Source organism: Pseudoalteromonas sp. BZK2 (genome assembly GCF_014349195.1).
Classification (GTDB): Bacteria; Pseudomonadota; Gammaproteobacteria; order Enterobacterales; family Alteromonadaceae; genus Pseudoalteromonas; species Pseudoalteromonas simplex.
Genome location: NZ_JACSOG010000009.1, coordinates 45,412 through 61,270 on the forward strand (window position 1 = coordinate 45,412; position 15,859 = coordinate 61,270).

General features: G+C 41.3%; 11 protein-coding genes. 7 read left to right on the plus strand and 4 right to left on the minus strand.

From position 1 onward, the window contains the following. Window positions 1-88 precede the first annotated feature (88 nt). The 7 genes from BIZ38_RS07020 (at window position 89) to BIZ38_RS07050 (ending at window position 8,416) form a co-directional block, all read left to right on the plus strand. A complete protein-coding gene (locus BIZ38_RS07020) occupies window positions 89-469 on the plus strand; it encodes a hypothetical protein (protein WP_171041543.1) in 381 nt (126 codons plus the stop codon). After that, entirely contained in the window at window positions 469-849 is a 381-nt protein-coding gene (locus BIZ38_RS07025) for a hypothetical protein (protein ID WP_054551843.1), read from the plus strand. The genes BIZ38_RS07020 and BIZ38_RS07025 overlap by 1 nt, the downstream gene beginning before the upstream one ends. Window positions 850-933: 84 nt before the next feature. Further along, window positions 934-1,692 carry a substrate-binding periplasmic protein gene (locus BIZ38_RS07030; RefSeq protein WP_187489943.1) on the plus strand — a complete coding sequence of 253 codons (759 nt, stop codon included), beginning with the start codon at window positions 934-936 and terminating at the stop codon, window positions 1,690-1,692. After that, window positions 1,692-3,908, plus strand: a complete 2,217-nt coding sequence (locus tag BIZ38_RS07035) for a tetratricopeptide repeat protein (protein WP_187489944.1) — start codon at window positions 1,692-1,694, stop codon at window positions 3,906-3,908. The genes BIZ38_RS07030 and BIZ38_RS07035 overlap by 1 nt, the downstream gene beginning before the upstream one ends. A gap of 160 nt (window positions 3,909-4,068) precedes the next feature. Continuing rightward, window positions 4,069-5,952 (plus strand): propionyl-CoA synthetase, encoded by a 1,884-nt coding sequence (locus BIZ38_RS07040; RefSeq protein ID WP_138619532.1) that lies wholly within the window; start codon window positions 4,069-4,071, stop codon window positions 5,950-5,952. A 112-nt stretch (window positions 5,953-6,064) separates the two neighbouring features. After that, the gene (locus tag BIZ38_RS07045; RefSeq protein ID WP_054551847.1) at window positions 6,065-7,732 is read left to right on the plus strand and encodes a hypothetical protein; all 1,668 of its coding nucleotides are present in this window, start codon (window positions 6,065-6,067) and stop codon (window positions 7,730-7,732) included. 114 nt (window positions 7,733-7,846) lie between these two features. Then, the gene (locus BIZ38_RS07050; protein WP_187489945.1) at window positions 7,847-8,416 is read left to right on the plus strand and encodes a DUF2799 domain-containing protein; all 570 of its coding nucleotides are present in this window, start codon (window positions 7,847-7,849) and stop codon (window positions 8,414-8,416) included. On the opposite strand, the gene BIZ38_RS07055 is transcribed toward BIZ38_RS07050, so the two are convergent. The 4 genes from BIZ38_RS07055 to BIZ38_RS07070 all read right to left on the minus strand — a co-directional run bounded on the left by BIZ38_RS07055 (window position 8,402) and on the right by BIZ38_RS07070 (window position 15,795). Continuing rightward, window positions 8,402-10,084 carry a sensor domain-containing diguanylate cyclase gene (locus tag BIZ38_RS07055; protein ID WP_054551849.1) on the minus strand — a complete coding sequence of 561 codons (1,683 nt, stop codon included), beginning with the start codon at window positions 10,082-10,084 and terminating at the stop codon, window positions 8,402-8,404. The genes BIZ38_RS07050 and BIZ38_RS07055 overlap by 15 nt on opposite strands. Before the next feature lie 130 nt (window positions 10,085-10,214). Next, window positions 10,215-11,528 (minus strand): DASH family cryptochrome, encoded by a 1,314-nt coding sequence (locus BIZ38_RS07060; protein ID WP_187489946.1) that lies wholly within the window; start codon window positions 11,526-11,528, stop codon window positions 10,215-10,217. A 96-nt stretch (window positions 11,529-11,624) separates the two neighbouring features. After that, entirely contained in the window at window positions 11,625-12,098 is a 474-nt protein-coding gene (locus BIZ38_RS07065; protein WP_054551851.1) for a VOC family protein, read from the minus strand. Between the two features lie 139 nt (window positions 12,099-12,237). Further along, window positions 12,238-15,795, minus strand: a complete 3,558-nt coding sequence (locus tag BIZ38_RS07070) for an ImpA family metalloprotease (protein WP_187489947.1) — start codon at window positions 15,793-15,795, stop codon at window positions 12,238-12,240. Window positions 15,796-15,859 lie beyond the last annotated feature (64 nt).

The window sequence follows — 15,859 nt, forward strand, 5'->3', positions numbered from 1 at the left end:
TGAAAATCACTATCTTTCTAACTACCTATAAGTGAGTATGAAATCACTTAAGCTTTTTATCTTAAATTACACAGCAAAGCTTAAAAACATGAGTAGCTTTGAGCACTTTCGGTTTTTTTTAATAAAGTATATTTGTTTCTTTTTTGGCTGCTTTATCTGTTTCGTCTTACACGAATATTTTCGTGTTCCTATTGTTGTAGCCGCTGCTGCGACAGGCTTAATCGGTACGTTTTTACCTTTTTCAAGAACGTTAAAATCACACCCTTATGCGGCCATTTACGCTGGTAGCTTTGCTGGCATGTGCTCTTCAAGTTTAATAAACAGTTATTGGGAGCTAAGTCTTATTTCATTGATCGGTGCCAGTCTTTATATTTTGACTATGAATCTATTTGCAGGTTTTGGCGGCCGACTTGGTAGTGTGGCTTTTGCCAGTGTGGCGCTTTATATGCTTGCAAAAGGGATTTTTTGATGAATATATTTATTGCGATAACAGCGTTATTAGGTGCTTACTCAACCTACTTTTTAGCACATCATAATCGCTTCGACGGCATTCGCGCATCAGCGGCCACCAGCATTATTGCATTTGCGATTTTGAGTCTATTCCCCGTTGATGTTGAGCTATACAGCGTGGCATTTTTCGGCGGTACTTTCATCGGTATGAGTGCACCAAAACGCTTTGGCATTTTTACATTAGCCATTGCGTCATTACTATTTGCTTTGTTGTTTGAGTACCTCGTGCCGCGCTTACATGGCTATGGCGGTGCATTAGGGTTGAGTGCGTTTTTATCTGTCTGTGTTTGCCACATCGGTATTTTACTCGGTGCGCCACGAAGCAAAAAGAACAACTAATTCCGATTCACCGATTAAAAACCTATACCTTTTTATTAATATTCATTACTATGTTAACAATATGTTTAAAGGTGTAGGTTCTTTATGCTTCTTCGTTCATTGCTGATTGTTATTATCTTCTGCTTTATCAGTAGTGCTACGACGGCGAAAACACTGACCTTTATTGCCGAAGATTTACCCCCATACCATTTTAAAAATCAGCAAGGTAAAGCCGATGGTGCGCTTGTTGAAGTGATAAAGTCTGCCCTAGCGAAAACAAACATCGCTGGCGAATTCGCAATTATGCCAATGGCCCGAGCTTTTCATGAGCTTCAAAATGACCCAAGCATATTGATGATTTCATTGCTAAAAAATGAGTCTCGTGAATATAAATTCCAATGGCTAGCACAAACCTATTTTGCCGATGCTTATTTAGTTGGGCTTGCCAAACAAAACCACGAAATAAAAAGCTTAAAACAAGCAAAGAAATATCGTGTGGCAACAATTCGTGGCTATTCAAGTGAACATTATTTGAAACAAGCCGGCTTTAATGAAAATAAAAATTTGGTGCTGGTCAGTCATTACCATCAACTTTGGCAAATGCTAGAGAAAGGACGAATTGATTTTGTACTAACCAACACGCTTACCTTACAAAACGAACTCGCGTTATCAGGAGTTCTCCCTAATGACATTAATAAGAGCCTCCACTTAGACGACTACCCATCAGGCCTTTATTTAGCCGCGAATCTAAAATTGGACAAGCAACTTGCTATGCAATTGAGTGATGCCATAAAAGCATTGAAACAAAACGGTCAATACCAAGCAATTTTACAAAAATGGCATCTGCCTTTACCTAGATTATAATGAAAAACACGCAATCACCTTACAAAGGCTTAGCTTTAGCTATTTTGCTTAGCTGCTTATCGCTAAATACCCTTGCTATTACCCCTGAACAAGCTTTAGAAAAGCTTAACGAAGCACAATTGTTACGTAACAGTAATCCAAACCAAGCCACTAAAATATTTGAGCAATTAACTAACGACTCGACCCTTTCCAATGAACCTAACATCATACAAGAGGCATTCGAATCGCTGGCATTTATGAATATGGGCAGTGGCGATTATGACCAAGCTCTTAGCTATGCAGAGCAGCTGCTTAATTACGGGGAAAAGCACAATAACCAGTCAGTAACAGTACGAGCAATGCTTATTCAAGGTTACGCACAAGGCAGAAAAAGTAACTTTCTTAAGGCAGAGCAACACTACCGCGATGCATTATCCATTGCCAAACAGATAAATAACTCAGTGCTGATTGCCCAGTCCTATGAGCGATTAGCAGCCATTTTACGCTGGCAAGATAAGTACATAGCTGCCCTCAATGAAGCACAAAAAGCAGTCAATATTTTACAAGAGTTTGATGACGATAAATCTTATGCCTCTGCATTGCAGAACTTAGGTATTATTGAAGCAATTATTGGTGACCACCACGACGCACTAGCCAATCTTACTTTGTCGTTTTCTTTACATCAAAAACTTGACGATAAAAAAGGCATTGCTGATGCACTTTATGAAATTGGCGAAGTTTATCGACGTATGGGTGACAGTGCCCAATCGTTAAAGCACTTTAAAATGTCGCACGTTCTGGATTTAGAAATTGGCTCTAAAGTCGATATCGGTAATAGTGCCATGAAGGTCGGCTATGCAGCGCTAAAACAAGGTGAGCTTACAACAGCCACAGACTATGCAGAAAAGTCGATTAGCTATTATCTACCCTCATCTTCAAACACAGGATTGTGCCGTTCATATAATTTAATGGCGTTAATTGCTCTAAAACAAAATAACATTAGTGAAGCGCAAGCCTATATTGATCGCGCCATGGCAATCGCCACTGACTTTAATTTCCGCTCCCATTTAGTGTCTTTAGCGATCACCCAAACACGTATCTATCAAGCTCTTAATGACCATGCAAAAGCAATTAAAACCGCAGAACAGGCCTTAAACCAGGCTAATGAGTTACAAGATGTCGAAGATCAAATTAGCTTAAATAAATTACTCACTGACTCTTACCTTGCATTACAACTTTATAAACAGGCATTTGAATCGCAAAGCCGCTATCAAACCCTTGAAAATAAAACGGGTAAAAATCAGCACGACTTAACTGTGGCCGCGATGCAAAGCCAAGTCGCCTTTATGCGAAATCAGCAAGAAATAAACCAATTAAGCGCAGATAAACAAATTCAAGCAGCACAACTAAGCGAAAGTGAATGGCAATTTAAAGCCTGGTTACTCGGCCTAAGCTGTGTGATTTTATTGATATCAGGCTTTGGTTACCGCTCATTTAAAAAGCGTAAACTTGCCAGCGAGCGAGCACAACTATTACAAGAAGTCGTTGATAAGAAGAACCGCTTACTAGCCGATGTATCCCATGAAATTCGCACACCACTCACAGCGCTACAATTGCAAGTTGAAGCATTGCAATACAATATCGCAAAAGACGTTGATGCCTCTTACGATGCCATTAATCGAAAGCTAACCGATATCAATGTACTGATCCGTGATATCCACCAACTAGCACAAGCAGACTCAGATAGCCTATACCTGAACCTAAAACCCTATTTACTTGCTGATGTATTATCCGTTTGGCAGCAAGACTTTGCTGCTTTTGTACAAAGCAAAGGCTTTGAATTTACCAGTGACATTCATGTTACTGCTGATTTAAAGGTGACATGGGATATCGATAAAATTAAGCAAGTACTGGCTAACCTTTTATCAAACAGTACCTTTTATACTGATAAACCGGGCAAAATTAGATTTATAGCGACAGCCTCAGCGCAGAGTATTACTTTTAGCATTGAAGATACCCCACCCGGCGTGACCAACAATCAGTTAGTTGAAATATTCGAACGTTTATACCGCGTTGATAAATCGCGTAGCCGCCAAACGGGTGGCTCAGGCCTTGGACTTGCGATTTGTAAAAGCCTAATAGAAACGCACAAAGGTACTATCAAGGCTGAGCACAGTGAGTTAGGTGGCGTTAAGATCATTATTTGCTTACCGCTTATTAGTGAACAACAGGTTTAATTAGCATCTCGATTCCCTGAAATCGCCCCAAATCCGGGCGATTTAACGACATTTAGTCCCATTAATGCCGACCAAGGTCGCATATTATTTAATCAAAAACCGCCCTATATTTTTTAGTACGTTGTACAAATCTCTCACTAAAAAGTATAGGAGCCTCACAATGGCGGGCGAATATCAACAACAATACCAACAGTTCCAGCGCGATCCGGGTCAGTTTTGGCTTGAGCAAAGTAAACGAATTCCTTGGTTTAAAGAGCCAAGTGCCCCTTATCAATATGACGATAATGATTTTTACCATTGGTTTGCCGATGGTCAACTAAACACTTGTTATCTAGCCCTCGACCAACATGTCGAAGCAGGCTATGGCGACCAAACTGCACTAATTTACGACTCCCCTGTTACCAATACTAAACAACAATACACTTATGGCGAGTTACAAACTCAAGTTGCTAAATTTGCAGGACTCATGCAATCCCTTGGCGTAAGCAAAGGTGACCGCGTAGTCATTTATATGCCAATGATCCCACAAGCGGTTATTGGTATGCTAGCGTGTGCTCGCCTTGGTGCCATTCACTCCGTTGTATTTGGTGGTTTTGCACCGCACGAACTCGCGGTGCGTATTGATGATGCAAAGCCTAAGCTTGTGCTTACTGCGTCTTGCGGGGTCGAAATCAATCATGTGATTGAATATAAACCACTGCTTGATGAAGCACTCGAAAACGCCCAGCATACTGTTGAACACTGTATTGTCTTTCAGCGTGAGCAAGCCATTGCCGAGATGCAAGATGGCCGAGACATCGATTGGCAATCAGCCTCTGATGCAGCAAGTTCAGTCGATGCCGTGCCGGTTGCAGGTGACGACCCGCTTTATATTCTTTACACCTCAGGCACCACAGGCACACCTAAAGGGGTGGTTCGAGAAAACGGTGGTCACGCTGTTGCAATGCATTACAGCATGGAGACCGTGTATGGCATGAAACCCGGCGAAGTATTTTGGGCTGCTTCTGATATTGGCTGGGTGGTAGGTCACTCATACATTGTATATGCACCGCTTATTTATCGCTGCGCTACCGTACTTTATGAAGGCAAACCCATAAGAACCCCTGATGCCAGTGCATTTTGGCGTGTTGTTGAAGATTACAAAGTCACCGCCTTATTCAGTGCTCCTACTGCGTTTCGCGCTATTAAAAAAGAAGACCCTACCGCAGAGGGCTTTAAACAATACGATACTTCGAGTTTAAAACGTTTATTCTTGGCCGGTGAACGCTTAGATCCTCCCACGTATGAATGGCTAAAAGACAACACCGGCTTGCCCGTACTTGACCATTGGTGGCAAACAGAAACAGGTTGGGCCATTGCGTGTAATCCAATTGGTATTGAACAGCTTGCCACTAAGGCGGGTAGCTCAACAGTGCCAACACCGGGCTTTGATGTACAAATTCTTGATATGAATGGGCAGCAGTGCTCAGCAAACGAAAATGGTGCGGTGGTAATTAAACTGCCTTTACCTCCTGGCTGCTTACCAACAATTTGGCAAAACAATGAACGCTTTCAAGCGGGTTATTTAAGCGAGTATCCGGGCTACTACCTTTCTGGTGATGGCGGCTATATTGATGACGATGGTTATCTATTTATTATGGGTCGTACCGACGATGTAATTAACGTTGCGGGTCATCGCTTATCAACTGGTGAAATGGAAGAAATTGTTGCAGCCCACCCTGCTGTTGCTGAATGTGCAGTATTTGGCGTTAACGATGCACTCAAAGGGCAATTACCTATGGCGATGATAGTGCTCAAAGACGATTACCTTGGCGATAGCAAAGAAGTCGAGCAACAGCTAGTCCATTCTGTAAGGCATCAAATTGGTGCCATTGCCTGCTTAAAGAATGTTTTGCATGTTGAGCGCCTACCAAAAACCCGTTCAGGAAAAATACTCAGAAAGAACTTACGCCAATTGGTCGATGGTGAAGAACTACAAATTCCATCTACCATTGATGATGCGAGTATATTTGATGAAATCAACCAACAACTTAACAATCGCTGATCTGCGTTTGTAATTTTGTAATGTTACCAAAGGCCTTGTTTAAGGCCTTTATTCGTTTTGGCCTATGGCTTGCAACTTTACTAATAAGTTAGCAAACGAAAAGGTGGTTAACATGGCTATTATTGCAGGTTATTTCCAATTCAATGATTCAGATAAAACTGACTTTAAGTATATAAATCAACTAGCTAATGTATTTAGTAACTATGAAGAAAAACATGTTCGTTTTTTTAATTGCGAGTATGGAGCCATTTTTCAGTATGATTTTGATGCCTATCAGCAGGCGAGCTGGTTGCGAACTGAGTCGCAAATTGCAACACTCATTGGACACCCTCTCATATCAAGCTCTAGAACACAGGACCTAATTACACTTGCGGGCTGCGAGTCTCTCGACTTTTCTTTGCAGCAATGCGAAGGAGTATTTAGCTTTTGTCAATTTGATCTGCAGAGCCAGCGCCTAACATTAGCGACTGATCCACTTGGATTAAAACCTTTTTATACCTTACAAACACAGTATGGTTTACTATTTTCCACTAACCTTAATTTATTCAAGCAGTTGGATATCCAACTACAGAACAATCCGGATGCATTAACTGAGCTTGCCGTGCTTGGTTATCCTCTTTTAGATCATACGCCGTTTAAAGACGTAAAATGCTCATACCCAAGTGAAATGCTATGCTTTAATGCAAAACAGGGTGTAACTAGAAAAAGATATTTTGATTGGGTATCACTTGCAAAACAAAAGCTCGTTGCACCAGATGCAATTGAAGGGATCTCAAAGGCTTTTAAAACTTTAGTTGCAAAGGCAAAACATAAAGATAAAACAATTCTTAGCACTTTATCTGGCGGTTTAGACTCTAGGCTTATTAACAGTGAGTTATTGCGCCAAGGCGTGCAATTGAAGTCGTTTAACTTTTCGCAATCTGATAGCCAAGATCTATTTTGTGCTAAACAATATGCATCACAAAATGCAGTACCATTAGAAGTAATACAAGTTTCAGACACCCAGCGGCTATCAGTCGAACAGCGCCTTGGCAAATATTGGCGTAAAGCGAAACATCAAGATTTCACTAACGTATGCAGACCACAAATAAGCTGGTCAGGAAATGGCGGTAGTGTTGGTGTCGGGCTTATTTATTACGGTGATGAAATTTATGCTGCAGCAAAAGAAAACAACTTAGATAAACTAATCAGTGCTTACCTCAAACAACAATACGCTTTTTTACCTAAGTCAGTTGTTCATAATGCTGAACAATTACAACAAAAACTGATAGCTAACTTAAAAATTAGCTTCGAACCACTCGCTGAATTACCACTTGAAAAAGCATTTCAATTATTCTTGCTGCTTAACGATCAACACCACCATTTGAGTGTTCCTAACGAGCAGGTTTGCGAATTTAAAATGGAGTTTTTCCATCCATTTTATTCGTGGAAGGTCCTACAGTATCCGTTGGGTTTACCGGTGGAGTATGTTCGCAAACACCGTTTTTATCAACGATGGTTAAAAACCGATTACCCACGAGCTTTACTTGCGCCTTGGCAAACTTACCCAGGACACTTGCCTTGCCCAATAACCGTCAAGCATCAAACCCAATGGCAATTGAATAGCGCAAAACTTATGTCGCCCACAGAACTATTAAAGCTATGGTTTAAAATTATGTTTTTTGACCGCCATTTATTGATAAAGCGCTGCCATTTCACTTTACTTTGCATCTTACAGTTAACTCATTTAAAGAATGTTCAGCCTAATTTACGTGTTGCTCAGAAATTCTGCCAATGGTGAATGAAGTTCAGGCCATCATTTTGAATTAACTGCTTTGAAGTAAAAACAGCTTTCTAACAACGAACTTTTCGGGCTAGAATCTATTAAGTATTAATATCATAAGCTGAGATTTTAATGAGAAAATGGACTCTTCCTCTACTGCCCCTAATCGTATTAGCAGGCTGCACCTCGGTTAGCAAAAATGAATGTTTACAAGCTGACTGGTATGGTATTGGTTATAAACATGGTGCAGATGGCACTGAGTATCGCGATGGCATAGATGCACTATCACAATGCAGTGAGTATGGTGTAAATGCTGACATTGCTAAATATAAAGTGGGATACGATCAGGGCCTCGCTACATACTGTGAACCGGAAAATGGCTTTACGTTAGGCATGCAAGGCGCGTCATACAATGGTGTCTGTAATAGCACAGCGTTTCGTAAAGCATGGCAAGAAGGTAACGATAGATATCAAGTGCAACAAAGACTGAGTTATATTGATAATCGCATTGACGATATCGACCGTCGATTAAAAGATATTCGTGGCGAGCTTAACAGTAACCAACTTAATAATACTCAGCAAAAAGAGCTTTATCGAGAACGCAAAGATTTAGAAAACGAGCGTAAAGATTTGCGCAAAGAACGCGCATTACTTCCGCTTTTGAATAAACTGCCTAGTGTTGAAATATCAACCGAGTGGTGAGACTTTTAGAGCCAATTTCATTTCATACATTTGTTTATCTGCGATGGCCAAAAGTTCCTTTGCACTGTGTCCGTGTAAAGGATACATGGCGATACCAAAACTCGCACTTACCGGTTGAACCGTTTCATAATCTTGCGCTACTTTTTTAACCGCCTGCTGACATCGTAGCGCTATATCTTGGCACAAACTAGCCTTTGTTAATGAAGGTAAAACAATAACAAACTCATCACCACCAATGCGCGATAGCACATCTTTATCTCTCATTTGTAAACGCAATTGCTGACTAATGTCCAGTAATAAATTGTCACCCTGTTCATGACCATATGTATCATTAACGAGTTTGAAATTATCAAGATCAAGATAGATCAATGCAAATTGGTTATGCTCTGCTGGCGTTCTTTGTGAGAAAGCACGCAATTGAATATCGAGTCCTCTGCGATTCAATAGCTTAGTAAGTGGATCTTGATTAACTAGCTCATTGAGAAGCTGGCGCTTTTCTACCGCCGAAGAGATATCATCAAATGCACCGATATAATGAGAAACTAAGCCATTTTCATCATACAATGCATCTATGGATAATTGCTCAGGAAACACCTCTCCTGACTTTCGCTTATTCCATACCTCTCCTTGCCAACAGCCTTTATCGAGCAACTCAGTCCACATTTGTTGATAAAACTCATCTGGTTGCTTCTTTGCAGAAAGTATTGAAGGTTTTTTACCTATTACCTCATGCTTCTTAAACCCTGTTATTTGCTCAAAAGCAGGATTTACATCAACAATCACAGACTCAGCGGTGGTGATCAGAATCCCTCGGCTAGTTGTAGAAAAAACAGCCGTTAATAGTTTAATTCTCTCATTACTTTTAACTTCCTCTGTAACATCCTCAGAATAACCATTCCATTCTACACTGCCATCAGCTCGGGCTATCGGAGATGATTTTGCCGAAATCCAGATCTGTCCTTTTTTGGGGTGGTTAACGCGAAACACTTCACACCAATCAGTTAGCTCTGCGCGTGAATGCTCAATACTTCGTACAATACGTTCCAGATCATCTTGATGTATCGCTTGCATAACTCTATCTGCTGATGACTCAATATCTTTGGGAGAGCAGCCATAGATATCAAATACTTTTGATGTAGCAAATGGGAAAAACGCTTCATCTTTATTGTCTATTACATATTGATAAACAAAGCCTGGGAGGTTATCAGTGAACTTTTTTAGTTCTTGATGTAGGAATTCAATTTCGCGTTCTTTTTGCCATTGTTCCGTAATATCAATATGTATTCCAACCATCCATTCTGGATTACCGTTTTTATCCCACGTTTGTACTTGGCCTTTATCAAGCACTTTAACCCAGTGGCCTCGTTTATGTTTCATACGCGCTTCACAGACATATCGCGCTGATTCACCTTCGAAGTGCTCATTTAATAATTGCTCAGATTTCACTAAGTCTTCAGGGTGAGCAAAGGTAAGCCAAGTATCAATTGAAACGGGTTCTAGTTCGCACAGAGAATAGCCAATGATATCTGCCCATTTATCATTAAAAATTGTTTCGCCTGTTTGCACATTCCAGAGCCAAACTCCCACATCACCACTTTCGAGAAGCAACTGTGCAATATCTAGTCCTAGCTGCGACTTTAGTTCATTGTAAGCTTCACTAAATGCCATAATCTGCCTTAATAACTAGCCTAATGATAAACAATTAAGTCTTATTCATTATTTTAGTTAAAAAGGCAAAAAATACTAAAATATAATCAAATAAATATACTCTTACAGATTTATTGCGGATTGGTATTTTTCACCTTGACGGCCAGTCAACCTCATCAACCGAGTCAAAAAGCATTGTGGTCGTTTGCTCGCCATTCCATTTGCGAATGTAACGTGACAACGGATCATAAAGCGCTGTTTGCTTATTGATATGAAAGTGACGCCCACCTCTAGGGTCGACACCGACACCCGCAATATATTGCCAATTGCCCCAATTTGCAGCCACATCATAATCAATAAGTTGCTGTTCGAAGTAAGCTGCACCATAGCGCCAATCAAGAGCTAACTCATTAACCAAACAACTTGCCGCAATCTGCCGCGAGCGGTTAGATATAAAGCCTGTTGTGTTGAGTTCATGCATTATCGCATTTACCAATGGAAATGGAGTGCAGCCATTACACCAAGCAGTGAAACGCTGGCTGTTAAACGTTGTTAGCGGCGCATTTTGCTTTTGACCTTTGAATAAAAAAAGCTTTGCTCCCGCTTGCAGTGCATGCCATTTGAAATATTCGCGCCATAGCAATTCAAACTTTATCCAATAGCTCGACTCATTTGCACCGTTTTGATGCTCATATTTTTCAACTTCGTTATACAGTTGTTTAGCACTAATTGTGCCTCCAGCAAGCCAAACACTAAACTTAGTGCTGTTGCTAAAGCCATCTAACTCATTGCGAGTCTCTTTATAGCTGCTTGGTGCTTTTGAGGAAAAGTACGCACTGCAATGTTGCTGAGCTGCAAATAAACCTCCTTTGAAGCTAGCTGACTGGGTAACTACGTCAGCAATATTGTGTTCAGCACATAACTGTACTGGGTGAGGTAATCGGCTGACCGCAGGTCGCGGTGCAGCTATAAAGGTTGGCTCAGCTTCTACTTTTTTACGAAAGGCGGTAAAATTTTTTGGTAATTCATCAAGCTGAAATGGTAAGTCCGCTGCTTTAAACAAGGTATCTTGCTGATAAGTTTTCACGGCAGCTTGAGGGCATATAGCTTTAATTTTTTCGAGCTGTTTTTGCTCATAAACGCCAACTTGCTCGGTACAAACCAATGTTTCAATATTATATTTTTGCAAACGCTGGCTGATTACATACTCAGGCTCACCTGTGATCACATGAAGTGTTTGGCCAAGATTCTCAACTGCGTTTGCAAATGCAGATAGGCTCTCAAGTAAAAAGTTGTACTTATGTTCCCCATATGGCTTCTGTTGGTAATTAGTTTGCCTAAACCAACGCGGTTCAATCACAAACACTAAATCAAGCTCGCCAGCAAAATCTGCTAATTCAGATAAAACTTCATTATCAGCTAGGCGTAAATCATTTTGTAGCCAATATAAAACTCGTTTTTTCATGGGATAACTCATATGTTTTAACATACATACGAATACCCTTCTTATCCGGATTTAAATATCAGAACAAAATGATTAACTATAATTTGCAGATAGGTATTAAGCATCCTGCTCTTTACTCATAAGCTCGCTCATACGCTGCATAAGCTCTTGCTCACTGAGGTCTTCTTTGTGTGTGCCTATAGTCCAAATGTGGCCAAAAGGGTCTTCTAGAGTCCCTGACCTATCGCCATAAAATTGGTCATGTACTGGGCGTAGCTCTTTTGCCCCAAGCGATAAGGCTTTAGCAAAAACAGCATCGACATCTTCAACATACAGCATAATGCTCACCGGTGTACCGCCGAGTTGTTGCGGCGACTTAAATTGCACATCAGGGCAATTATCAGAAAGCATAATATGAGAGTCGGCTATTTTTATTTCAGCATGTGCCACCCCACCATCAGGCAGAGGCATTTGCATTACAAGTTCAGCAGCAAAAGCTTGTTTGTAGAATTCTATCGCCTTAGTGGCACCTTCAATAACCAAATACGGGGTTACCGCATGGTAACCTTTTGGGATTGCAGAAACAGCCATGTTACACCTCAACGTTAAATGTGTGAGTTATAAAGGTAGCAGTTGTAGCTAATTTCACTAATCTAATAATAAAAACGCCAGCGAAATCTTTCGCTGACGTTTTAGATATAAATACCAATCAACTTAACAACGCGGTGTATTATTCAGGCCAGCTTTGCGTCCCATTAATTGCAACTTCTGTTTGATTTAACGTCGTACAATAGCCGGTGGCAGATGAGGCATAGTAAACATCACCTAATACCATGTAGTTTTTCGCTTTAACTTGCTGTTTTGCTTTGTCTGACGTTGCCATACCCCACATGCTGAAGTAGTTGCTCAAATCGAGCTCGGTTGCTTCTGAAAGTGCGATTAGGAGCCAATCATTGTTGCCTATGCTTTGTGCCTCCGACAAGCTGTAGCTTGAGAAGCCAAGTGCATCTTTTTGTGCCTGCCAATTAGTCTCGCTGTTATCAGCTAGATTAAACGCACGCTCCAAAATGTGTAAGCGAGGGTATAAATGCCAGCTGTTTTCAAGCTTATTGTGTGCCTGTGCGGCCATCATAATTTGTAAATAAATAGCGTGGCTTTGCGACCACTCTGACATCGCTAAAGCTTGCATATAAGCAAATGCATCTGCGCTTTGTTTACTGGCTTGCAAATGATCAAACAAGTTCTCGAATGGTAAGTTTTGGCACGATGCCGAAAAGCCGGTTTCATCTTCAAACTTCGACTTACTGTAGTAGGAGTAAAAGTTGGTATTTGAATGGCCACCAAACCCTTCGATACGAAAACGCCCTCTTTCAAGACCATGCCCTAACTCATGGATATCGCCATGCCCTGTTGGATTAAAATTCCAACCTGCGTCATACGGATTGCCCGAACAGCCCCAACCACAGGTCGGCTGGTCAGCATTCATATGTTTTACAATATCAATTGTTTGTACTTCAATATTGCGTTCACTCGCAAAGTCATGAATTTCGCTAACCACATCGATGCCCGGCCCTTTGAAACCAGCAAGTACATGCGGATAGTTATGGGTATAACGCTCTACAGCATGGGCGAAGTCAGACGCTACAGGCCAATAACCATCGTTAATTGAAATACGCATTTTCTCGAGCTTTGAATGCACCTCAAAACCACCGGTTGCGACCTCAGCCCAATCATAATCCCCTTTTTCAAGCAACTCAGCAAAGCGCTCATCATCACTGCTGCTACGCCAATACGGGTGCTCACCTACATTGCTAAATTCAAAGCTGACATCTAAATCATTTTGATCAAACTCAATTTGAATTGGTCCACCATAAGGTGACGTAAAATAGACCGTTTCATTTGTCTCTATAGGGACATGAACCGACTGCAATTTAGCGGGTCGATTATAGCCATTGCTGCTCATGTAATGTGTTGCGCCATCGCGCAAAGTATTAACAAACACCTTGGTATTCACTGCTTGATTATCGGTGCGTTTGATAGCAAATGTTTGACCCGGCAAGGCATACACACCCGTTGAGCGAAAATACGCCTTACTCTGCATATTCACGGTGACGGTTTTAGGTGTTACATGACTAAAATCACTACGGCTGAAATTCCCCATATCAACTTGAAGTGGGTTAACTTTACGTATATTTAATACCGCATGATCAGTAAACAGGGCACGAAAGAAGCTTGTATTATCGGTGCTTAGTTTATCCATCGGGAAGCTCACTACTTGGCGATAATGATCTGCAAGCAGCGCCAGTAACTGATAAAAGCGATAACCTTGCTCAGTAAAGATATCTGTTTTAGCTTGGTCAAAACCTCTAAACACCGAATTAATGATCGTTGCCGCATCACTAAACTGTTGCTGATATTGGCTTTCAGCTGGACAGCTTCGATTATCGCAAGCACTTAAATCAACACTAAATTCGCTGCTTTTAAAGCGGCTGAGTAAGTCTTTAATAGTTTGCGCATCAGTTGGCAAGCTGTCGTTGATAGCAATTGGGTTCCACTGTGCCAGTTCTAACCGGTGCCAGTAGTTATCACCTGCAACGCTCACATGGAGTAATTCAAATAGCGCTTTACCTAGTGCCGTTTGGCTACCATCACGCTGAATATAGATCACTGCAATATCATTTGCTTGCGCTTGCTTTACTGCAGCCACAACATTATCAATTTTTAATCCTTCACGTTCATGCTGAGAGATAATCAGGATATCCGTGTCAGATGTTAAACACGCTGCTAAAGCGTCGTTGTCACAACTTGCATTGTCGTTATAGCTCACCATGCCTTCATATTGACTATCAAACCACTCTCGCGTTTTGATCCTATCTTGAAAGTAATAGCTTTGATCTAGTTGTGCTAATACAAGTTTGAGTGGCTGCTCTGCGGTTATTTCTCTGCCAGCTAACCATGTGGTGCTGTTTTTCAAAAACTGAGTCATTTGCTCGTTAATGGTATTTCGATAAGGATTACTACCAAATACCAAGTAACGGCCTTGCTCACCATCACTAGTCCCGACTACAGCAAGATTTCTAATTTTTGTCTCGTAGCCATCTTGCCAACTATTGTTGGTAAGTAGTACCGGCTCATTGAATGGATACGTGGCATTTAATAGCGTTGCATCCCAGGTTGGATACCAGCTTAATTCATCAAGGGTGGAGCTTGAGCCAAACCCAAATAAGCTATTTTTAATGCTTTGAAAGCGCGCTTTGTGGGTATCAATTTCATTAAGTGTCGCATCAAGAAGTAATTCGCTGTTTGGCACAACCAGCGCATTACCCGTTTCGAGTGCCTCGGCCACATAACTTTGAGTAATGTTTAACACAAACTCGAAGCTAGTCTCTGTACGTGAATCAGAGGCTGTGATTGTGAATTTATGTTCACCAAGTTCTTCATTACTAGCGGTGCCAGATAAGATGCTAGTTTGCTCATCAAAACTTAGCCACGTTGGTAAACCTATTACGGTTAAGCTCACATCATCGTTGTCTGCATCGTTGCTGATTAACTGCACACTCAATGCCTTCTCAGCACGCACTTCACTACTCAGTGGAGAAACCACTGGCTCTGAGTTTGCTCTGGCAGCGATGTTAAATGTTTGCTCTGCCTGCTGCGTCACTTCGCCATCTGAATAACGAAAACGAATTTGCTGTTCGCCCGTATTCGCAAACAAGGGCGTGCCGCTAAAACTGAGGTTAGTCGCATCAAAGCTAAGCCAATCAGGTTTACTAACTTCACTTATTACCACAGTGTCATTTTGTGCATCAGTAAATGTTAGCTGGTAAGTATAAGCTTGGCCTTCATTGCTATCCGATGGTGTAGACGTGAGCATTGGCGGCGTATTTTCGACAAGCTTGGCTTCTACATTAATATCAATCAAAAGCTGGGCAGACAGCTGCCCATCAGTGACCGTAAACTCAATGTTTGCATACTTACCTGCTTGCTCTGGCGTGCCACTGATACTTGCTGAGGCTTCATTAAAACTTAGCCAACTTGGTAAGTTTGTTACAGACAAAGTAAGAGGGTCATTATCTGGATCAGAGACTTCAGGGCTAAAACTCAAGGTTTCACCAACACGTAAAGTCTGTGATTGACCGCTGATTTGCGGCGCTTGATTTTGTGGTGTTTCGGTTACAGGCGGTGTTGTTGTTTGTTTTTCATCTGAGCCTGAGCCGCAAGCAGCAAGTGTTAGCAATACAGCCGAGCATAATAGCGAGCGTTTGCACAAAGAGTGAAGTGCGTTCATTGAGTTCTTATTGGTATGGTAAACAATTTTTTAACATTATAAGCCGATACTACAAACTAATATC